This is a genomic window from Ruegeria sp. AF3 (assembly GCF_056536285.1).
In genome coordinates this window covers 2,613,315-2,633,550 of record NZ_JBQFJM010000001.1, presented here as the reverse complement: position 1 = coordinate 2,633,550, position 20,236 = coordinate 2,613,315, and the positions used below count along the sequence as shown (strand labels likewise).

Annotated in this window: 23 protein-coding genes; 9 read left to right on the top strand and 14 right to left on the bottom strand. The window is 58.0% G+C overall.

Annotation, left to right across the window (positions count from 1 at the left end; translation table 11 throughout):
- Window positions 1-3 precede the first annotated feature (3 nt).
- Window positions 4-837, top strand: coding sequence for a 3-deoxy-8-phosphooctulonate synthase (kdsA, locus tag ACR3FC_RS13290; protein ID WP_480475557.1), 834 nt, complete (start codon window positions 4-6; stop codon window positions 835-837).
- 15 nt (window positions 838-852) lie between these two features.
- Window positions 853-2,349, top strand: coding sequence for a phosphomannomutase/phosphoglucomutase (locus ACR3FC_RS13285; protein ID WP_480475555.1), 1,497 nt, complete (start codon window positions 853-855; stop codon window positions 2,347-2,349).
- A gap of 47 nt (window positions 2,350-2,396) precedes the next feature.
- Here ACR3FC_RS13285 and ACR3FC_RS13280 read toward each other — a convergent pair whose 3' ends face one another.
- Complete coding sequence (locus ACR3FC_RS13280) at window positions 2,397-4,352, bottom strand: AsmA family protein (RefSeq protein WP_480475553.1); 1,956 nt, start codon at window positions 4,350-4,352, stop codon at window positions 2,397-2,399.
- A 95-nt stretch (window positions 4,353-4,447) separates the two neighbouring features.
- Here ACR3FC_RS13280 and rimO point away from each other — a divergent pair, with 95 nt between their 5' ends.
- Complete coding sequence (gene rimO / locus ACR3FC_RS13275; RefSeq protein ID WP_480475551.1) at window positions 4,448-5,836, top strand: 30S ribosomal protein S12 methylthiotransferase RimO; 1,389 nt, start codon at window positions 4,448-4,450, stop codon at window positions 5,834-5,836.
- A gap of 138 nt (window positions 5,837-5,974) precedes the next feature.
- Here the strand turns inward: rimO and ACR3FC_RS13270 are convergent, their stop codons facing one another.
- The gene (locus ACR3FC_RS13270; RefSeq protein ID WP_209504738.1) at window positions 5,975-6,163 is read right to left on the bottom strand and encodes a hypothetical protein; all 189 of its coding nucleotides are present in this window, start codon (window positions 6,161-6,163) and stop codon (window positions 5,975-5,977) included.
- A gap of 226 nt (window positions 6,164-6,389) precedes the next feature.
- On the opposite strand from ACR3FC_RS13270, the gene ACR3FC_RS13265 reads away from it, so the two are divergent.
- A complete protein-coding gene (locus tag ACR3FC_RS13265) occupies window positions 6,390-6,632 on the top strand; it encodes a CDGSH iron-sulfur domain-containing protein (RefSeq protein WP_480475549.1) in 243 nt (80 codons plus the stop codon).
- On the opposite strand, the gene ACR3FC_RS13260 is transcribed toward ACR3FC_RS13265, so the two are convergent.
- From ACR3FC_RS13260 to ACR3FC_RS13240, 5 genes are all read right to left on the bottom strand, one after another.
- Window positions 6,633-6,893 (bottom strand): DUF6455 family protein, encoded by a 261-nt coding sequence (locus tag ACR3FC_RS13260; RefSeq protein ID WP_480475547.1) that lies wholly within the window; start codon window positions 6,891-6,893, stop codon window positions 6,633-6,635.
- Window positions 6,893-7,162 (bottom strand): DUF6455 family protein, encoded by a 270-nt coding sequence (locus ACR3FC_RS13255; protein WP_480475545.1) that lies wholly within the window; start codon window positions 7,160-7,162, stop codon window positions 6,893-6,895. The genes ACR3FC_RS13260 and ACR3FC_RS13255 overlap by 1 nt, the downstream gene beginning before the upstream one ends.
- Window positions 7,163-7,176: 14 nt before the next feature.
- Window positions 7,177-7,428, bottom strand: a complete 252-nt coding sequence (locus tag ACR3FC_RS13250) for a DUF6455 family protein (protein ID WP_480475543.1) — start codon at window positions 7,426-7,428, stop codon at window positions 7,177-7,179.
- A 68-nt stretch (window positions 7,429-7,496) separates the two neighbouring features.
- A complete protein-coding gene (locus tag ACR3FC_RS13245) occupies window positions 7,497-7,865 on the bottom strand; it encodes a YigZ family protein (protein ID WP_480475541.1) in 369 nt (122 codons plus the stop codon).
- Complete coding sequence (locus tag ACR3FC_RS13240) at window positions 7,862-8,569, bottom strand: M48 family metalloprotease (protein WP_480475539.1); 708 nt, start codon at window positions 8,567-8,569, stop codon at window positions 7,862-7,864. The genes ACR3FC_RS13245 and ACR3FC_RS13240 overlap by 4 nt, the downstream gene beginning before the upstream one ends.
- Before the next feature lie 121 nt (window positions 8,570-8,690).
- Between ACR3FC_RS13240 and ACR3FC_RS13235 the strand changes: the two genes are divergently transcribed.
- Window positions 8,691-8,930 carry a hypothetical protein gene (locus ACR3FC_RS13235; protein WP_267364243.1) on the top strand — a complete coding sequence of 80 codons (240 nt, stop codon included), beginning with the start codon at window positions 8,691-8,693 and terminating at the stop codon, window positions 8,928-8,930.
- Here the strand turns inward: ACR3FC_RS13235 and ACR3FC_RS13230 are convergent.
- A complete protein-coding gene (locus ACR3FC_RS13230) occupies window positions 8,927-9,202 on the bottom strand; it encodes a DUF167 domain-containing protein (RefSeq protein WP_480475537.1) in 276 nt (91 codons plus the stop codon). The two genes, ACR3FC_RS13235 and ACR3FC_RS13230, sit on opposite strands and share 4 nt — an antisense overlap.
- A gap of 134 nt (window positions 9,203-9,336) precedes the next feature.
- Between ACR3FC_RS13230 and ACR3FC_RS13225 the strand changes: the two genes are divergently transcribed.
- Together ACR3FC_RS13225 and ACR3FC_RS13220 are read left to right on the top strand one after the other, a co-directional pair.
- Window positions 9,337-9,915 carry a nitroreductase family protein gene (locus ACR3FC_RS13225; protein ID WP_480475535.1) on the top strand — a complete coding sequence of 193 codons (579 nt, stop codon included), beginning with the start codon at window positions 9,337-9,339 and terminating at the stop codon, window positions 9,913-9,915.
- Window positions 9,912-10,610, top strand: a complete 699-nt coding sequence (locus ACR3FC_RS13220; protein WP_480475533.1) for an EI24 domain-containing protein — start codon at window positions 9,912-9,914, stop codon at window positions 10,608-10,610. The genes ACR3FC_RS13225 and ACR3FC_RS13220 overlap by 4 nt, the downstream gene beginning before the upstream one ends.
- A 6-nt stretch (window positions 10,611-10,616) precedes the next feature.
- Here the strand turns inward: ACR3FC_RS13220 and ACR3FC_RS13215 are convergent, their stop codons facing one another.
- Entirely contained in the window at window positions 10,617-10,889 is a 273-nt protein-coding gene (locus ACR3FC_RS13215) for a DUF1467 family protein (protein ID WP_480475531.1), read from the bottom strand.
- Between the two features lie 24 nt (window positions 10,890-10,913).
- A complete protein-coding gene (gene mce / locus ACR3FC_RS13210; RefSeq protein WP_480475529.1) occupies window positions 10,914-11,318 on the bottom strand; it encodes a methylmalonyl-CoA epimerase in 405 nt (134 codons plus the stop codon).
- Between the two features lie 136 nt (window positions 11,319-11,454).
- Here mce and ACR3FC_RS13205 point away from each other — a divergent pair, with 136 nt between their 5' ends.
- A complete protein-coding gene (locus tag ACR3FC_RS13205) occupies window positions 11,455-12,174 on the top strand; it encodes a response regulator (protein ID WP_480475527.1) in 720 nt (239 codons plus the stop codon).
- 180 nt (window positions 12,175-12,354) lie between these two features.
- On the opposite strand, the gene aspS is transcribed toward ACR3FC_RS13205, so the two are convergent.
- From aspS to ACR3FC_RS13185, 4 genes are all read right to left on the bottom strand, one after another.
- Window positions 12,355-14,376 (bottom strand): aspartate--tRNA ligase, encoded by a 2,022-nt coding sequence (gene aspS, locus ACR3FC_RS13200; protein WP_480475525.1) that lies wholly within the window; start codon window positions 14,374-14,376, stop codon window positions 12,355-12,357.
- A gap of 79 nt (window positions 14,377-14,455) precedes the next feature.
- On the bottom strand, window positions 14,456-14,818 hold the full coding sequence (locus ACR3FC_RS13195; RefSeq protein WP_480475523.1) for a CPBP family intramembrane glutamic endopeptidase: 363 nt from the start codon (window positions 14,816-14,818) through the stop codon (window positions 14,456-14,458).
- Window positions 14,819-14,972: 154 nt separating this feature from the next.
- The gene (locus ACR3FC_RS13190) at window positions 14,973-15,620 is read right to left on the bottom strand and encodes an aminotransferase class IV family protein (RefSeq protein WP_480475521.1); all 648 of its coding nucleotides are present in this window, start codon (window positions 15,618-15,620) and stop codon (window positions 14,973-14,975) included.
- Window positions 15,575-16,702 (bottom strand): aminodeoxychorismate synthase component I, encoded by a 1,128-nt coding sequence (locus ACR3FC_RS13185; RefSeq protein WP_480475519.1) that lies wholly within the window; start codon window positions 16,700-16,702, stop codon window positions 15,575-15,577. Before ACR3FC_RS13185 ends, ACR3FC_RS13190 begins: the two co-directional genes overlap by 46 nt.
- Before the next feature lie 178 nt (window positions 16,703-16,880).
- On the opposite strand from ACR3FC_RS13185, the gene carB reads away from it, so the two are divergent.
- Window positions 16,881-20,234: a carbamoyl-phosphate synthase large subunit gene (carB, locus tag ACR3FC_RS13180; RefSeq protein ID WP_480475517.1), complete on the top strand. Its 3,354-nt coding sequence runs from the start codon at window positions 16,881-16,883 to the stop codon at window positions 20,232-20,234.
- The last annotated feature ends 2 nt before the right edge of the window (window positions 20,235-20,236 follow it).

Below are 20,236 nucleotides of genomic sequence, written 5' to 3'. Positions count from 1 at the left end.
CTCATGAAACATGTAAAAATCTCCGACCTGACAGTCGGCAACGACCTTCCGCTGACCATCATTGCAGGCCCCTGCCAGCTTGAAACGGCAGACCACGCGCAGATGATTGCTGGCAAGATGAAAGAGGCCTGCGACGCAGCCGGTGCGCAATATGTCTTCAAAGCATCTTATGACAAGGCAAACCGGACCTCGCTGTCCGGCAAGCGCGGCATGGGCATTGATGCGGGGTTGCAGGTTCTGGATAGCATCCGCAAATCGATGGGCATTCCGGTCCTGACCGATGTTCATACCGAAGCGCAGTGCGCCATCGCCGCCGAGGCGGTAGACGTCCTGCAAATCCCGGCGTTTTTGTGCCGCCAGACGGATATGCTGCTCGCTGCGGGCAATACCGGCGCAGTGGTCAATGTAAAAAAGGGTCAGTTTCTCGCGCCGTGGGAGATGCCCAATATCGTGTCCAAGATCGAAAGCACGGGGAATCATAATATCTTGCTGACCGAACGTGGCACTTCGTTCGGCTATAACACGCTGGTGGCTGATATGCGGTCCCTGCCGCAAATGGCCCAAACCGGTTATCCGGTGGTGATGGATGCGACCCATTCCGTGCAGCAACCGGGTGGAAAAGGTGGCTCCTCGGGCGGGCAACGCGAATTTGCTCCGGTCATGGCGCGCGCCGCCGTGTCGCTGGGTATTGGCGCGGTGTTCATTGAAACACACCAAGATCCGGACAATGCCCCTTCGGATGGGCCCAACATGATTCCGTTGGATCAGATGCCCCAACTCATTGACACTTTGATGCGCTTCGATGCGCTGGCCAAAGCTGATCCTATTCAGATTTAACGATTGAGACTTGTTATGACCAAACCGATTCCCGAGGTAACACCAAACACCTGGAGCTTTCTCCGCAACGCAATGATCAAACCCACCGGGTTTCGCGAATACGACGCCCGATGGAAGTATCCGGAAGAGATTAACCTGCCGGGCATGACGGCGCTTGGCCTAGGACTTGGCACGCAAATGCGCAGGCGCGGGATCGAGCCCGTGATCGCTGTAGGAAACGATTACCGTGACTATTCACTGGCGATCAAAAACGCCCTGATCCTGGGTTTGATACAGGCCGGTATCCGCGTGAAAGACATTGGCCCTGCGCTTAGCCCGATGGCCTATTTCGCACAGTTTCACCTGGATGTACCGGCCGTGGCGATGGTTACGGCCAGCCACAATCCAAACGGCTGGACTGGGGTCAAAATGGGCTTTGACCGCCCTTTGACACACGGCCCCGACGAGATGTCTGAATTGCGCGACATCGTTCTGAATGGCGAAGGTCAGACGCATGCGGGTGGATCTTGGGAATTCGTCGAGGGCGTGAAAGAAGCGTATATCGACGACCTCGTCGGCGATTTCAAAGTGTCCCGCCCGCTAAAGGTTGTCTGCGCAACCGGAAACGGCACCGCTTCGGCCTTTGCGCCCGAAATCTTCGAACGGATGGGGGTTGAGGTCGTCCCCAGCCATAACCGGCTGGATTACACTTTCCCGAATTACAACCCGAACCCCGAAGCGATGGAAATGCTGCATGACATGGCGGCAACGGTAAAATCCAGCGGTGCCGATCTGGCACTTGGGTTTGACGGTGACGGTGATCGTTGCGGCGTCGTCGATGATGAAGGTGAAGAAATCTTTGCCGACAAGGTGGGCGTGATCATGGCCCGCGATCTGGCCAAGCTGCACCCCGGATCGACCTTTGTCGCAGATGTGAAATCTACTGGCCTGTTTGCCAGCGATCCCGAGCTACAGGCCCTTGGCGTCAAGGCAGATTACTGGAAAACCGGCCACAGCCACATGAAACGGCGCGTCAAAGAAATCGGTGCGCTGGCTGGGTTTGAAAAGTCGGGCCATTACTTTCTGGCCGAGCCGGTCGGGCGCGGTTATGACTGCGGAATGCGCGTCGCGGTCGAGATCTGTAAACTGATGGACCGCAACCCGGATCAAAGCATGTCCGACCTGCGCAAAGCTCTGCCCAAGACCTGGTCGACGCCCACCATGTCACCCTATGCAGCAGATACCGAAAAATACGATATCCTGCAGCGACTGGTCGACAAGCTGGTTGCCAAAAGCGAAGCTAATGAGACATTTGCTGGCCGCGCGATCAAGGAGGTCGTTACGGTGAACGGCGCACGTGTGATTCTGGACAATGGCAGCTGGGGGCTGGTGCGGGCTTCATCCAACACACCCAATCTGGTGGTCGTGTGTGAAAGCAGCGAAAGCGAAGCTGAGATGCGTGCGATCTTTGCCGATATCGATGCGGTGATCCGAACCGAACCCAGTGTTGGCGATTACGACCAGACCATCTGAAGAAAAATGCTTGGGACATATCTGATTGCCCCAAGCGCAACACTTGCTCAGTTGCCGCCAAACAGTTTGAGCAGCCCTTTCTTCGCCTCTTCTTCAAGCTTGTTCTTGAGCGCATCTTCGATCTGATCGCTGTCCGTGATGGTGGTGTCCAGCTCGTTTCCAACCTTCTCGAAAACTTTCTGTTTCGCGTCGTTTTCCAGCTCTTTAACCTTCACATCTGCCGCCGCTTCGATGACCTTGGACAGGTCCGGCTTGATTGACGGGTTGCTCCACGGGCCAACGATGCGCACAGGCACCGAGATGCCCTGCCCCGAATTGGCACGCAAAGCTACAGGCGTGAACAGATAATCGATATTGCGCGCACCCAGCCCCACGACCCCCTGACCATCGGCGCGGTAATTCTTGAGCGACATAAGCAGATCGTTATTCGTCAATACACCCTGATCGATGATGAAGCTGGCCGACAGGCTGTTGAACACCGTTGTTCCGCCCGATCCGGTCCCCTGCCCCATAAGTCGATCCAGATCGAAACCGGATATTACCCCCGTCCCGACATCCAGATTTCCCTTCCCGCTGAGAGAGCGCATGATCTGATCCTCAGACTGACCGACACCCAGAAACTCAATGGTTCCTGCCGCGCTTCCCGACAGGCGTTCGACACCGGCCAACGTTGACAATGCCTGTTTCAGATCAATCTCACTTGCCGTCACCTTGCCGCCCACGGACAGGCCATTGCGATTGTTGGCAACCACCTGCCCGTTCAACTGACCCGAAAACAACGTCGCCGGATGCATCGCAAGAACCGCCCGCGCGTGATCCAGTGTCAGCGTCAGGTCACTTTTCCCAAACGTCATGCCGGGAACTGCGATTGAGTTGGCCGTCAGGCGAATATTGCCATTCGCCAAAGCCAACGCGGATGCGTCGATTGGGTCTTTTGACCAGCCCTCCTGAACTGGTGAGGCAGATTGAGACGCGCCACCCAGCCCAGCGCCGGTTTCAGATATCTTCGACAGGTCCAGATCGCCCGCATCCAGGCGTGCGACGATCTGAGGGGGATCGGAAATGGTGATATCCGCCTCTCCGACAAACCGGTTGCCATCCAACTGCGCTGTCATATTTCGCAGGGAAATCCGACCGTCCCGCGTATAGGTCATTTGCGAAGAGATATCGGCAACGTTACCCAATCCCGACGGCACAGCCACGCCCGCCTGACCGAAGGCCGCCAGCATCTTTTCTGTATCTTGGGTGATGATCTTTGTGGTTCCGTCCATCTCTCCGGCCAGATTGACGTGGCCGTCAAAGCCAATCTTACCACCCGGTGCAGTCAGGACCAATTCAAGCGCGGTTACGAACCCTGCGGCAAAGCCTGGCAAGTCCGGAATCTTCAAATCAACCTGAACAGCACCTCCGGGTACAGGCATTGATGCCTCCATTACCATCGGTGCAGTGACCTGAGGCCAACTGGCCGACAAGGTTACATCAGGAAAGTCCATCTGCGTGGCACCGTCTTCCACATAGATCAGTCGCGCATTATTAAGCTGCAACTCTTCCAAAGTTACGGCCGACGATGCGCTGGCCGGAACCGTCCCTGCAGACGGTGTGGCAGTCGCGGTGGTCACAGGCACGCTCAGCTCCCAGTTTCCGCGCCCTTGCGAACGCTCCAGCCGCAGCACCGGGTTTTCCGCGAAAACGCGTTTGATCCGCAGATCCCCATTCAAAAGCGCAGCAGCATCCACGCCCACGGCAAGGCTATCAGCGCTCAGCATCGGCTCTGGCCCGGCCCAGCTGGCGTTCCCAAAACGCACGGGCCCGGTTTCCATCCCCAGCACCGGCCAGAACGACAGGCGCACGTCGCCGCTCAATCTCAGTTCGCGCCCGGTCTGGGCTTTGACCTGCTCAGCCAGAATCGCGCCAAGCTTGTCTCCGGGCATCAGCAAAAGCGCGCCAATTACCAGCGCAATCACTGCCACAACAATAAACAGGATGCGTATCAGCCATTTCATGATCTGCTCTCCGCCTTTTGGCTTGTCTTTGCCGCGATCATTCAAATCGCACGTCACATTTGCAAGAGGAAGCTTTCCCCACTATATGCCGCGCCATGACGACGAACCCGCCAAACCTCCGCCCCGACCTGGCTCCGGCCGCCCGGATCACCGAGACACCCCGTTCAAACCAGCCGACGATCGGCATGGTGTCGCTGGGCTGTCCAAAAGCTTTGGTCGACAGCGAACGCATTCTGACCCGGCTTCGTGCTGAAGGATACGGCATTTCGCCCGATTATGCCGGGGCCGATGCCGTCATTGTGAACACCTGCGGGTTCCTCGACAGCGCCAAGGCGGAATCGCTGGACGCAATCGGAGAGGCGCTGGTTGAAAACGGCAAGGTCATCGTCACCGGCTGTCTGGGGGCCGAACCGGATTACATCCGCGAGCACCACCCCCGCATCATGGCGGTCACCGGACCGCATCAGTACGAGCAGGTTCTGGATGCGGTTCACGCCGCCGTTCCCCCTGACCCTGACCCGTTCGTTGATCTGCTGCCCGCCAGCAGCGTTCGATTGACCCCCCGCCACTACAGTTATCTGAAAATCTCAGAGGGCTGTAACCACAAATGCAAGTTCTGCATCATCCCCGATATGCGAGGAAAACTGGCCAGCCGTCCGGCCCATGCGGTTCTACGCGAGGCGGAAAAGCTGGTCGAAAACGGCGTGCGAGAACTGTTGGTGATCTCGCAGGATACTTCGGCCTATGGGCTGGACCGGAAATACGATGTGAACCCGTGGAAAGACCGCGAGGTGCGCAGCCACATCACCGATCTGGCCCGTGAACTGGGTCAGATGGATGCCTGGGTGCGGCTGCACTATGTCTATCCCTATCCACATGTGCGCGAGTTGATCCCCCTGATGGCGGATGCCGGGTCCAACATATTGCCGTATCTGGATATCCCGTTCCAGCACGCCCACCCGGATGTTCTGAAACGGATGGCCCGCCCCGCCGCAGCGGCCAAAACTCTGGACGAAATCCAAGCCTGGCGCGCAATCTGCCCCGATATCACCCTGCGTTCGACCTTTATCGTTGGCTATCCGGGTGAGTCCGAGGCCGAATTCCAAACCCTGCTGGACTGGATGGACGAGGCGCAACTGGATCGAGTCGGCTGTTTTCAATACGAAAACGTGGACGGTGCGCGCTCAAACGACCTTCCCGATCACGTCCCGGCCGAAGTCAAGCAAGAGCGGTGGGATCGCTTCATGGAAAAGGCTCAGGCCATTTCAGAAGCCAAGTTGCAGGCTAAAGTCGGACAAACGCTTCAAGTAATCGTCGACGAAGTGGATGACGAAGCCGCCACCTGCCGCACCAAATCGGACGCTCCCGAGATCGACGGCAACCTGTTCATTGACGAGGGCTTCGAAGGCTTCAAACCCGGCGATATCGTCACCGTCGAAGTGGACGAGGCGGGGGAATACGATCTGTGGGGGAAACCCGTTTAACGCCAGTAGCCTGCCCCATAGTGTTTTCGGGTCAATAGTTACGAAGTACAGCTCAGGTAGAAAAAAACCGCCATGAATGGCGGCGAAAATTCCTGAAAATGGTGCAGGCGGTCCGTAGTCAAACCGCCTGCGAAAAGCTTACTGAGAAACCGGGTTGCAGACGGTTTGACCTGCTTCGGTTGTTGCCAGTTCATAGCCTGCCGAGCAGCTGGCCGAGCCATACTTGTCATAGTCGGGTTGTACGTAAACAGGGGTCGGTTCTTCCTGCTGCGCACAAGCGGTCAGGACCAGGGCAAATGCGCCAACGGCTGCAAGTTTCAGTTTCATGTCCGTCAATCCTCTATTACTTTTCTGATATTGCCCAGCTTTTCGGGCCGCTTCCAGAGTACGGGCTGAACGGCAATCTGGCAACTAAAACGGTCACTTCCTTGTGAGGAAGAGCGATTCCATGCCAGTTCGAAGCCCAAACGATGATCCTTGCGGCATTACAGCTACCTTTTTGTCTGCATCGTCCTAAACTGTGTGACGTTTCAGCCAAATACGGAGAAGCCACATGTCAGACACACCCGTTATTGCCCAGAAAACCCCTTTTCCAGTCGAAGTTGCCGAAGGAAAAACCTATTTCTGGTGCGCGTGTGGAAAGTCGAACCGGCAACCCTTTTGCGATGGCTCACATAAAGACAGCGGGTTCGAACCGGTGAAATATACGGCCGAGGCCAGCAAAAAGGTCTTTTTTTGCGGGTGCAAACACAGTGCAAACGCGCCGTTGTGCGATGGAACCCATAAAGACCTTTGATCAGCCCTTCAATCTGTTCAGTGTCTCTGAATTTGCACAGAAATCCGGGGCCGTTTCCGCTGGATTCTGCCGCTGAGCCAGCCAGTTGGCGCATTGCGCATCACAGCCCGAGGCGCGACAGCGCGTGACCAGCTCAGCGTATCCTTCGGGCGACAACCGCCCTTCGGCCATGGCTTCGCTCAGTGAAATTCCCATGCTGCGGGAAACAGAGCGCGTCAACCAAAAGTGCTTTTCGACCTCACCCAGAATGTCCCGAGGCATCACGCGTCCTCCGCTTGCAAAGCTTTGATGGCCTTGAATCGACCGCGGTTCGGGCATGTGCACGGGGCATGATCAATCTGTTCGCGCCGTTCCAGCCACTCCGGACAGGTTCTGGCCCAGGTACAGCCGCGACACTGTTGCACGATCTCGGCCCAATCCTCATGTTTCAGGTGACCATCCCGATAGGCTGCGGCCAAGTCGGTTCCTGTGACCTCGCCCATCCGCTGTACCAGACGAAGATGGGCCATGATTTCACCGAGTCGTGGCATGGCGAACCTGACAGTTAAGGCATCAATTTGTGCAGTAACTCCTGGTTACGGCAGTATTCCGGTGTCCGCCCAGCGGTCGCCATTTTGTTGAGCAGATCCTGACAATGATCCGGGTTTGGACAATCGGTACATCGCAGAACTGCCTCGGAAATCTGGTCGAAAGACACCTTGCCACCAATGGCTGCTTCCTCAAGATCGATGTCCAGCATTCTGGCCATGTCGTCCACCAATCCGGCATGAAGCCTCAAGGACTCTCGGGTGGGCATGCTGTATCCTTTCCCTTTCGCGCTTTACGAAATCGTAGCGCATCCGGGGCGTCATACTTTGACACAGGTCAAAATTGGGCGCCGATGTGATCCAGATAGGCCCGGGTTGCATCCTGAACGCGGCGAAAGCGGTCCCCGCCCAGCTTTTTGCCTCCGTACCAGCGGGTGACGATGATCACGTGATTGTCCAGCCCTGCACGCTCGATCATCCGCAGGATTACCATACCGGCCCCGCTTTCCCCATCATCGGCCTTCAGTGCACCGGTCGGCAAAGAGGCGGCCCAGGTGTTATGTGTGGCCTTGGCATAGGATTTATCGGACTTCAGTTGATCCAGAACCGCGTCAACTTCCGCGCGCGACGCCACAGGCGCGCCAGATACCGCATATTTCGACCCGCGATCCGTCAAAATTACGCCAAGGCGCACAAGATCGGTCATTGCGTCAGCCCCAGTTGCGTGGCGGTTTCAAGCACGATGTGCACGCGCTGCGCGTTTGGTGGGTGGGTGCCCAGAAACCTGTCGCCAGGATCCGGAATCCGGTCAAAGAACTTCGCCCCAACCAGCGGGTTGTAGCCCGCATTATGTGTAATGATCGTTCCCATCTGGTCAGCTTCAAGTTCAAAAGCCTTCACATAAGCCTGAACACCAACCTGCGCGCCCACTTTCTGAGCCTCTTCTATGTCGGCGGCGTCACCCCCGCGCAGCTTTTCCGCCTTTCCAAACTCAGTGGCGCTTGCGCTGGCATTTTCGCTTTGCCGTGCGATGTGCCCCAGAACGTGATGGGCCGCCTCATGTCCCATGACAAAAGCCAGTTCGTCTGCGTTTTGCGTAGAACGGATCATCGCAACGGTAAAAATGATGGTAGGTTGCCGCTGGTCGTCCAATGTCTGAAAGGCATTGGCGGATGCGCGCGGATTCAGGTCAACGAGAATCTGGAAATCGCATTTCTGAGGCCTTGGTTGCTTCAAACACTGGCTGCGGGCCTCAGCCACGATGTTCTGGCTGACTTCGCGAAAGGTCTGGGCAACATCCTCAGAACCCGGCCCTTCACCCAGCCAGTCCGCGGCAGGCTGCAAGCGCAATGCACCTTCCGCACAGGCCGCAAGCAGCAGGGGAAGCACCAAAACAAAGCGTCTGCGCATGTTACATCCTTCGGCTCGGTCTGACTGCGATTTCAACATAGTACCTGCCGCTCAGAGTGACCACACAATGCTTTGAAACGAACGTCTTGCATTGCGCGTCGACGGCTTGCACTCTGTCCTTATGTTTTCGATTGAGCATGAATTCGACTCGACGGTCATAACGCTTGTGGACGAAGGTGAAAAACCCTTGCAGGAAGATGTTGTGATCAACAATTTCGCCGAATGCGTCACGCTGGAACAGTTTGATCCGCGAACCGACCAGGTGCAAAAGATCACCTTGTCGCCCGAACAGGTCCGCGATCTGGCCGCAGCGCTGGACCTGCCCGAGGGTGTTTACCAGATCCGTGAAACGGGGCCTTAGGGCACATAGACAAACACCTTGTTGCGCGCGGTTTGCCCCTGCTTGAGTGTCAGTGTCGAAGGGGCAACGCGAAGGCACCTCGCAAGGATCGCCTGAACCGCATGGTTGGCTTTGCCACTGTCAGGCGGAGCCGTGACAAATACCATGATCTGCCCGCCTTCCACGATCACCCGGTCGCGCGCGGCCTTAGGTGTTACTTTCAAGTGAAACACTGCCCCGGCGTGCGCCTGCGCGCTGAGATCCGGCAGATCTCGCAGTTTGGGTTTCGCCATTGTCGCCCCTTCCCTCAATAGTCTTGCATGATGGGCGGTGGGATGAAATTGATCCACGCGATCCGTCGCCGCGCCCTTGAAACCCTCGGCATGCCGACCAAGATACAGAGACGTGATGTAAAGGAAGTTAACATATGTCCATGAAAAACCCCGCTGCTCTGGAGTTTTTGCAGTCGCGCCGGTCCCGACCCGCCAAGACACTGGTGACCCCGGCCCCGACACGGGACGAGTTGCGCCCCTTGCTGATCGCAGCTGCACGCAGCCCCGATCACGGAAAACTGGAACCCTGGCGATTTATCGTTCTGGAACAGGGGGCCATGGCAAGACTGGCAACCCTGACCGAGACCTGCGGGCAAAGGCTGAAGAAAAGCCCGGAAGATATTGCAAAAGCGCGCAGCCAATTCGACATGGGGCATCTGGCCGTAGCCGTAATCGAAGTACAAAAACCGTCTGAGAAAATACCCGCAATCGAACAAACCTATTCTGCGGGCGCGGTCTGTCTGGCCCTGCTGAATGCCGCGCTGGCCGCGGGCTGGGGTGCAAACTGGCTGACAGGTTGGCAAACCCACGACCACGACTTCTGTGTCGACGCCTTTGGCCTTGCCAAGAACGAGCGTGTCGCCGGGCTGATACATATCGCCACCGAAGGAACAGCCCCACCCGAACGCCCGCGGCCCGATGTGGCAGCCATAACGGAATGGATCACAGAATGATCATCCTGAACGCCTTTTTCAGCGCACTAAGCCAGATCGGAGATCCCAAGTTCCGTGCCGTTCTGCTGCGCGGTGTAGGTTTGACCATCCTGTTGCTGGGTCTTGCATGTGCCGGTGCGATCAAGTTGATCAACTGGTTGTCGGGCAGTGAAATCTCGCTGCCATTTGTCGGAGCTGTCCCGTGGCTGAACGACGTTCTGAACTATTCAGGTATCGTTCTCGTCCTGGTCCTGCCTGTTTTCCTGATGGTACCGGTGGCGTCAGCCATCACATCGATCTTTCTGGACGAAGTGGCGCAGGCGGTCGAGGACAAGCATTTTCCAGCCTTGCCACCTGCACGACGCATCCCGGTGTCGGAGGCCCTGATGGACGGCCTCAGCTTTCTTGGCGTGCTGATTGTAGCAAACCTGCTGGCGCTGATCCTCTATGCGATCTTCACCCCGTTTGCGCCCTTCATCTTCTGGGCCATGAACGGGTTCCTGTTGGGGCGGGAATACTTCACGCTGGCCGCCATACGCCGGATCGGGCGGGATGGCGCACGCCAACTGCGGGCCCGACATTCGACCACGATCTGGGTCGCCGGAACCCTGATGGCCATTCCGCTGTCTATACCGCTGTTGAATCTGGTGATCCCGATCCTTGGCGCGGCGACATTCACCCATATTTATCATGCTGTGTCAGGCCAAAAGGTCTGACACAGATTACCGCGGCTCCAGTTGGTTCAACCAGTCGAGGTCCCGCACTGAAATCACACCGGAAATGATGATCCCGGCAATGATAGCCCACAAAACCACAGCAATGGCGGTGGTGATCCACATCTTGGCTTTCAGGTGATGGACTTCCGGCGCACCCGCATGTGTGCCCGGAACGATATCGTTCAGGTCACCCTGAGTTTTGATGCGAATGGGCAGCACCACAAGCAACGTCATGAACCAGATGACGGCGAACAGCACCAATGCAGCAGTAATGGTCACTTCAGGCCCCCCGGGTTTTGCGGATCATACCTGTTCCAGCTCGACAAGGCAGCCGTTGAAGTCCTTGGGATGCAGGAACAACACTGGTTTGCCATGTGCGCCGATCTTGGGCTCACCCGACCCCAAAACACGGGCGCCGGTCGCTTTTAAATGATCACGAGCAGCGATGATGTCTTCGACCTCATAGCATATGTGGTGAATGCCGCCTGCCGGATTCTTTTCCAGAAACCCGTTGATCGGGCTGTCGTCGCCCAGCGGGTACAAAAGTTCGATCTTGGTGTTGGGCAGTTCGATGAACACAACCGTGACGCCATGATCCGGCTCGTCCTGCGGCGCGCCGACCTTGGCACCCAGCGCATTGCGGTACTGCTCGGATGCCGCCTCAAGGTCGGGTACGGCGATGGCAACGTGGTTCAGACGTCCAATCATGTCACACTCCTGATGTCCTGCTTTGCGTGGGTTATGGGGGTTGCTCTGCAAAAGGACAAGTGCGCCAAATCGCGCGTTAACGTCGTGTTAGCCACAAGTTCCTAGCGTGAAGCATCTGCTGGATAGGAGAGCTGCCATGGACGATTCGGGCCTCATTGCCACCACCGCCGCCACGCCCACCGCAACGCGGCCCTTGCTGGGACAGACAATTCTGGTTGTTGAAGACAGCCGATATGCCTGCGACGCGATCCGCCTGATGTGCCTGCACAGCGGCGCACGCATCCGACGCGCTGACTGCCTGAAATCGGCACGGCGACACCTGCAAATCTATCGCCCTTCGGTCATTCTGGTTGATATGGGCCTGCCCGACGGGTCCGGAGCCGACCTGATCGCCGAACTGGCCGAAGCTTCACCACGGATCAGCGTGATCATGGGCCTGTCGGGCGACGACGCCACCGAAGGTCTGGCGCACGCAGCCGGGGCGGACGGATTTCTTTCCAAGCCAATAAAATCATTGTCTTATTTTCAGAAGTCCATTCTGGAGCGCCTGCCCGAGGATCGACGCCCAAGCGGGCTCCACTCGGTTCGAGATGAAGTCATCCGCCCCGACCCGATGGCCTATCAGGACGATATGGCGCATATCGCCGATGTCCTTACCGGGCCCAACGATCATCGCACGTGGGATTACGCTGCCCAGTTCCTGCAAGGGGTCGCACGGGAAGCCGATGACAGGCCCTTGGCAGAAGCCGCCCGAAAGCTGGCGCTGTCACGGGCGAACGGCGCACCGATCACGGCGCAGGCAGCGCAGGTCGCCGGCATGGTGCAGAACCGCCTGGAACAAAGAAAGGCGATTTGACGTGATTGCAGCCTACTTCATCACTGCAACGCTTCTGTGCATCTGGGCCTATCGCCAAACACGGCATGCTGCACGTTCAATTCGTGTCAACCAAGGTGATTTAAACAACCCGTTGGACTGACCCGCGAATACTCGCTGGCATCAAAATGAATCCGCCCGCTAAATGCGGGCGGCTGTTGTTCAGTCTTGCGGAATGAGGCGCAAACCCAGTTCCATCAGTTGATCTGACGTCGGGTCTGACGGCGCATGCATCATCAGATCTTCGGCCCGCTGGTTCATCGGGAACATCATGACCTCGCGGATATTGGCCTCATCCGCCAACAGCATCACGATCCGGTCGATCCCAGCAGCGCAGCCACCGTGCGGCGGCGCACCGTAGTGGAAGGCGTTGAACAGAGCACCAAAGCGGGATTTTACTTCATCCTCGCCATAGCCTGCCAGTTCAAAGGCCTTCAGCATGATTTCCGGCTTGTGGTTCCGGATCGCACCCGACACCAGCTCGTATCCATTGCAAGCTAGGTCATACTGGTACCCGCGCACATCCAGCGGATTGCCCTGTAGCGCTTCCATGCCGCCTTGCGGCATCGAAAACGGGTTGTGCTCAAAGTCGATCGCGCCGGTTTCTTCGTCTTGCTCATAGATCGGGAAATCAACGATCCAGGCAAAGGCAAAGCGGTCTTTCTCGGTCAGGCCAAGCTCGTCGCCGATCACGTCGCGCGCCTTGCCTGCAACCTTTTCAAAGGCTTTCGGCTTGCCGCCCAGGAAAAACGCCGCATCGCCGACACCCAGACCCAGTTGCTGGCGGATTGCCTCGGTGCGCTCGGGGCCGATGTTCTTGGCCAGCGGACCTGCGGCCTCAAAAGTACCAAAGTAAGCATCACGAAGCGCCCCAAACTCGGCTTCTTCGCCAGCCTCCTTATGTTTACGCATACGTTCGAGAACAGCTGGATCAATTTTTAGGCTGTCTATACGCTCTTGTATTTCTTCCGACAGCTTCGCGAAAGCTTCACCCAGAGCCTCTGTTGCACCTTCAGCATGACGATCTGGAAATTTATCCATCAAGGCATCAATTTCTTCCAACCGCTCCAGCATATTGTTGATTTGCTGCGGGTTTGCTCTCTCGCGCCAGAAGATGTAGCCCATCCCCGGCAGACCCTCTTTCTGGGCAAATGCGTTCATGCGGTCACAGAACTTGCGGCTGCCACCGGTTGGCGCGGGGATAGCGCGAATTTCGGTGCCTTCCTGTTCGAGCAGTTTTGCAAAAATCGCGAAGCCAGACCCGCGGAAGTGGTCAGAGACCACTTGCATTTTGATAGGGTTCCGCAGGTCGGGCTTGTCCGTGCCGTACCACAGCGCCGAATCCTTGTAGGAAATCTGGGGCCAGTCCTGATCGACCTTGCGGCCACCGCCGAACTCTTCGAACACGCCGGTCAGAACGGGCTGGATCGTGTCGAACACGTCCTGCTGCTCGACAAAGGACATCTCGAGGTCAAGCTGGTAGAAATCGGTGGGTGAGCGGTCGGCGCGCGGGTCTTCGTCGCGGAAGCAGGGCGCAATCTGGAAATACTTGTCGAAACCCGACACCATAATCAGCTGCTTGAACTGCTGCGGGGCTTGCGGCAACGCGTAGAACTTGCCCGGATGCAGGCGCGACGGCACAAGGAAGTCACGCGCACCTTCGGGTGAGGACGCGGTGATGATCGGCGTCTGGTACTCGCGGAACCCCTGATCCCACATACGCTTGCGCATGGAGGCCACAACGTCCGAGCGCAAGGTCATGTTGCGCTGCATCGCCTCGCGTCGCAGGTCGAGGTAACGATAGCGCAGGCGCGTTTCCTCGGGGTATTCCTGATCGCCGAACACCATCAGCGGCAGTTCCTCCGCAGCCCCCAGAACTTCCAGTTCGCGCACGTAAACCTCGATCTCGCCGGTGGGCAGTTTCGGGTTCACCAGTTCGGCGGCACGCGCCTTGACGGTTCCGTCGATGCGGATGCACCATTCGGAACGCACCTTTTCCAGCGCAGCAAAAGCGGCGCTGTCGCCATCGCACAAAACCTGTGTCACACCAAAATGATCGCGCAGGTCGATGAACAGGACGCCCCCGTGATCTCGGACCCGATGCACCCAACCGGACAGGCGAACGGTTTCACCGACATTGGCGGCGGTCAGTGCGGCGCAGGTGTGGCTGCGATAGGCGTGCATGGATCATATCCCTTCGGGCGCAGAATTCGTCGCGCCGATACACCCTGTCAGGCCCGGAAAGTCAAGGCGGGTCGCCCTGTCAAAACGGCCTTTGCACGTTGCCTGAGTAGAAATAGACACCCAGCCCGACCGCAAAGATGATATTACCCACAATCACGTGCAACAGCACCGCATAGAAGAACGAGCCGCGCTGCCTGTAGGCCCATGTAAACAGCAGCCCGCCCGCAAATGTCATGAGGGCGACAATCCAGCTCCAATGCATCAGATGCGCGAACGAGAAGATGGCAGAATTCAGCACATAAGCCGCGCGCCCCTCTGGCAAGATCGCGTGATAACACTGGAAGTATAGTGGGCGGAACAGCACAACTTCGCGAAGCGACCAGTTGGCCCAATCATAGCGCAGCTCGGCCCATTGAATGCCCGGTGTCCAATGCAGCAGCAATATCCCATCCCGGTCAGGGCAAACAGTGCCGGAAACATCCTGTTCGTAGGAAACAAAACCGCGATGATCAGCGGCGGGACAATATTAAACAGGCCGAACTCAACCCTTAACCGCGGCAATGCAACCGGAGACCCGACCATCGCACCTTCTTTGATCACGTGTATATCAGCTCCACCCGGATCAGCCCGCGCAGTGAATTGCCCATGTAGGCAGTTTGCGCATTTTTCAGGTCGCTCAAGGTCAGCACGGCCTCGGACACCGTTTCTTTATCCAGCAACTCTTCGCGCAATATGCCAGGCAACAGACCGCTGGACAGCGCAGGCGTCAGAATACGGCCATCCCGCTTTTCGACGAAAAGGTTGCTGATGGTGCCCTCACACAGTTCATCAAGCTCATTCAGGAATAACACTTCGTCTATGCCATCCGTCAGCGCGGCGCGGGCATCGTCATATAGGGCGCGGCGGCTTGTCTTGTGACGCAGCCAAAGATCATTGGAAGCCAGCCGCTGATCAGACAGGGCTATGCGCCAGACCGGAGGGTTGCTGGCCAGAACCCCGGTCGTCAATTCGAATGCACCCGATGCATCCAACGTCAAACGACAACGCAAGGGGGTGTCGCCCAACGCGCCATCCAGCGCGGCGGTCGCTGCATCCGGGTTGAAGGGAAGGCCAAAGGCCGTAGCGGTTCGGGCCATGCGCGCAAGGTGACGGTCTTTTCGGACAAAGCCCTGATCTGGCCGAAACGCCAGCGTTTCGATCAGGCGGAAATCAGGCTCAGCTGGCGGGCGAAGCGGGCTTTCCATAGCGCCTCCTCATATTCTGCCGGGGCGGTGCTGTCCCAGACAAGGCCCCCGCCCACGTTCAGGGTGGCCTGATCGCCTTCCAGCATCAGCGTACGAATGGCAACGTTGAACTCGGACCGGCCATCAGGCGCGGCCCAGCCGATGGTGCCACAATAGATGTCGCGCGGCCAGGGTTCCAGCCCGGCCAGAATTTCCATGGCGCGAATTTTGGGCGCGCCCGTGATCGAGCCGCAGGGAAACAACGCCATCAATATATCGCTGAGCCCTGCGCATTTGAGCAACTGGGCACGGACAAGTGAAACCATCTGATGCACGGTCGCATAGGTTTCCACCTTGAACAGTTCAGGTACATGAACGGAACCGGGCAGCGCGACACGGCTGATATCGTTGCGCAGCAGATCGACGATCATCAGGTTTTCCGCCCGGTTCTTTTCGTCCGTGGTCAGAAACGACCGGCGTCGCATATCCTCATCCGGGTCTTCGCTGCGCGGCTGGGTACCCTTCATCGGTCGTGTTTCGATCTTTCCATCCGTGTCCGTGAGGAAGAACAACTCCGGCGAGCGGCTGAGCAAATCGGGTAATCCGACCTGCTGCACCAGCGCGCCATGCCCAACGGGCTGCCCCGCTGCCAGTGTCGCATAAAGGGCTTCACTGCTGCCCGAGACGGTCAGATCAATCGGAAAGGTCAGGTTCGCCTGATAGATATCACCAGCACCGATGGCATCATGCACCACTTGAAAGGCTTCGCCATAGCGAGCCTCGTTCCAGCGCGGCTGAAACACGCGCACCTCGCCCGCAGGCGTCGGTAAAGCAACCCGATCCGGTGCGCCGTAAACCCCAAAGCACAGCAGGGGCAACCGACGCGCATCCGGCAAAAGATCGATCAGCCGGGGTTCAAGCACATATCCCAGTTCATAACTGGCATAGCCAGCCAGCCAGGCCCCGTCCGCGCGCGCCTCATCCAGCGCCGCCAGAGCCTGGGGCACGTCCTCCGCAGTATCTGCGCGGATAATCCGAGACGGGCGCTGAAACCGGGTTCCGCGACCGGCTGGTCCCTGATCAAAACGAATACGCAACTGCATCCTCTTTTGCCGTGAAGGGCGATATAGAGAATACTCTGGCAGGGGAAAGGGGGGAAAGCGGCAATTTCGCTTCTGTTTCCGATACCCCTTGAACCTTTCTGCGTGGTCCCTATAACCCACGACAATTTGGGCGCTTGGGCGGTGCCCGCGACTCGTGCAAAATCGAAGGGGCCAGGCCATGCCGAAGAGAACCGACATCAAGTCGATCATGATCATCGGGGCGGGTCCCATTGTTATCGGTCAGGCTTGCGAGTTCGACTATTCCGGAGCGCAGGCCTGCAAAGCCCTGCGCGAAGAAGGTTACCGGGTTATTCTGGTCAACTCGAACCCGGCGACAATCATGACTGACCCCGGACTTGCCGATGCCACCTATATCGAGCCGATCACGCCCGAGGTCGTCGCCAAGATCATCGAAAAGGAACGCCCTGATGCCCTGCTGCCCACAATGGGCGGGCAAACCGGTCTGAACACCTCGCTCGCGCTGGAAGAGATGGGGGTGTTGGACAAGTTCGGTGTCGAGATGATCGGTGCCAAACGCGACGCCATCGAGATGGCCGAGGACCGCAAATTGTTCCGCGAGGCGATGGATCGGCTGGGGCTGGAAAACCCTAAAGCCACCATCGTGACCGCCCCCAAGAAGGCCGACGGCTCTGCCGATCTGGACGCAGGTGTCCAGATCGCTCTGGACGAGCTGGAGGAAATCGGCCTGCCTGCCATCATCCGCCCGGCCTTTACCTTGGGCGGCACAGGCGGCGGCGTGGCCTATAACCGCGAGGATTATATCCATTTCTGCCGCTCGGGCATGGATGCCTCGCCTGTCAACCAGATCCTCGTCGATGAAAGCCTGCTGGGCTGGAAAGAATACGAGATGGAAGTGGTGCGCGACACCGCCGACAACGCCATTATCGTCTGCTCCATCGAAAACGTCGACCCGATGGGCGTGCACACGGGTGACTCGATTACCGTGGCCCCTGCTCTGACGTTGACCGACAAGGAATACCAGATCATGCGCAACGGCTCGATCGCCGTGCTGCGCGAGATCGGGGTGGAAACCGGTGGCTCGAACGTGCAATGGGCGATCAACCCCGATGATGGCCGCATGGTTGTGATCGAAATGAACCCGCGCGTGTCGCGCTCTTCGGCGCTGGCCTCCAAGGCGACGGGTTTCCCGATTGCCAAGATCGCTGCGAAACTGGCCGTGGGTTACACGCTGGACGAGCTGGACAATGACATCACCAAGGTCACGCCTGCGTCGTTCGAACCTACCATCGACTATGTCGTCACCAAGATCCCGAAATTCGCGTTTGAGAAGTTCCCCGGCTCTGAGCCTTATCTGACCACTGCAATGAAGTCGGTGGGTGAGGCGATGTCCATCGGCCGCACCATCCACGAATCCATGCAAAAGGCGCTGGCCTCGATGGAGTCCGGCCTGACCGGGTTTGATGAGATCGAAATTCCGGGGCTGAGCATCGGCCTGTGGGATGAGGTCGAAAGCAGCGACGACAAGGCACATGTCATCAAAGCGATCAGCAAGCAGACCCCCGACCGCCTGCGCACTATCGCACAAGCCATGCGTCATGGCCTGACCGACGACGAAATCTTCGGCGTTACCAAGTTTGACCCCTGGTTCCTGGCCCGCATCCGCGAGATCACCGAAGCAGAGCGCACCGTGCGCAAGGACGGTTTGCCAGTGACCGAAGAAGGCATCCGAAAGCTCAAGATGCTGGGCTTTACCGATGCGCGTCTGGGCAATCTGTCTGGCCGCAGCGAAGATAACGTACGCCGCGCCCGCCACAATTTGGGCGTTACCGCGGTTTTCAAACGCATCGATACCTGCGCCGCCGAGTTCGAAGCGCAAACGCCCTATATGTACTCGACCTACGAAGCGCCGATGATGGGCGATGTCGAATGCGAGGCACGCCCAAGCGACCGCAAGAAGGTCGTTATTCTTGGTGGTGGTCCGAACCGGATCGGTCAGGGGATCGAGTTCGATTATTGCTGCTGCCACGCCTGCTATGCGCTGACCGAGGCCGGGTACGAGACCATCATGGTCAATTGCAACCCCGAGACGGTTTCGACCGACTATGACACATCGGACCGTCTGTATTTCGAACCGCTGACCTTTGAACACGTCATGGAAATCCTGACGAAGGAACAGGAAAACGGCACGCTGCACGGTGTGATCGTTCAGTTCGGTGGGCAAACTCCGTTGAAGCTGGCCAACGCGCTTGAGGCCGAGGGTATTCCGATTCTGGGTACCACACCGGACGCAATTGACTTGGCCGAAGACCGCGAACGGTTCCAGGCGCTGGTCAATGAACTGGGCCTGAAACAGCCCAGAAACGGCATTGCCTCGACCGACGAAAAGGCGCTGGAGATTGCGGAAGAGATCGGTTTCCCGCTGGTCATTCGCCCCTCTTACGTTCTGGGCGGTCGTGCTATGGAAATCGTGCGCGATATGGATCAGCTGCGACGCTATATCAACGAGGCCGTTGTGGTCTCGGGCGACAGCCCCGTACTGCTGGACAGCTATCTGGCGGGCGCGGTCGAACTGGACGTAGACGCCCTGTGTGACGGCACCGACGTTCACGTCGCGGGCATCATGCAGCATATCGAAGAGGCGGGCGTCCACTCGGGCGATTCCGCCTGTTCGCTGCCGCCCTATTCACTGTCGAAAGAGATCATCGGGCAGATCAAGGATCAGGCGTTCAAGCTGGCCAAGGCACTGAACGTCGTTGGCCTGATGAATGTGCAATTCGCGATCAAAGATGATGAGATCTATCTGATCGAAGTGAACCCGCGCGCGTCGCGCACCGTACCGTTTGTTGCCAAGGCCACCGACAGTGCGATTGCATCGATTGCTGCACGCATCATGGCGGGCGAGAAGCTGGCCAACTTCCCGATGCGCCCTCCCTATCAAGAAGGCAAGGACACCAAGATCGCGGACCAGATGACGCTGGCCGATCCGGACATGCCGTGGTTCTCGGTAAAAGAAGCAGTCATGCCCTTCGCCCGTTTCCCCGGCGTCGACACCATCCTTGGCCCGGAAATGCGCTCGACCGGCGAGGTGATGGGCTGGGACCGTGACTTCCCACGTGCGTTCCTCAAGGCGCAGATGGGCGCGGGCATGGTGTTGCCGTCCTCTGGCCGTGCGTTCATTTCGATCAAGGATGCCGACAAGGGCAAAGCCATGCTGGAAGCGGCGCAAGTTCTGGTTGACCAGGGCTTTACGCTCGTGGCCACGCGCGGCACCCAAAGCTGGCTGGACGAACAGGGTGTTGCCTGTGACGTGGTGAACAAGGTGTACGAAGGCCGCCCGGATGTTGTGGACATGCTGAAAGACGGTCAGGTGCAGCTGGTGATGAACACCACCGAAGGCGCGCAGGCGGTTGAGGACAGCAAGGCCATCCGCTCGATCGCGCTGTATGATAAGATCCCATATTTCACCACCGCAGCAGGTGCCAACGCCGCTGCACTGGCGATCAAGGCGCAGGCTGAAGGCGACGTCGAGGTGAAATCGCTACAGGGGTAAAG